Source organism: Streptococcus gordonii (genome assembly GCF_001553855.1).
Taxonomy (GTDB): domain Bacteria; phylum Bacillota; class Bacilli; order Lactobacillales; family Streptococcaceae; genus Streptococcus; species Streptococcus gordonii.
Genome location: NZ_LQWV01000029.1, coordinates 1 through 249, shown reverse-complemented (window position 1 = coordinate 249; position 249 = coordinate 1). Strand labels below are relative to the sequence as shown.

The following is a 249-nucleotide window of genomic DNA, read 5'->3' as shown; positions in this document are numbered from 1 at the left end:
AGAGTTGAGTATGCAGTAAAGTTGCCTGGTCAGACTGATGAAGACTATGTTTATCTACCGATTGATTCGAAATTTCATTTGGCTGATTACTATCGCTTGTAAGATGCTTATGAATCTGTTAATAAAGAAGAAATTGAACTCTATCACAAGGCCCTGCTAAATATTGTTAAACGCTTTGCAAAAGACATTCGTAGCAAATATTTAGCACCACCCGCTACAACTAACTTTGTGATTATGTTTTTACCGACT

General features: G+C 35.7%; 1 pseudogene. It reads left to right on the top strand.

Features of this window, described 5'->3' with window-relative positions:
* Window positions 1–249: pseudogene (gene rmuC, locus AWH02_RS06800) on the top strand (DNA recombination protein RmuC); the annotation flags it as partial.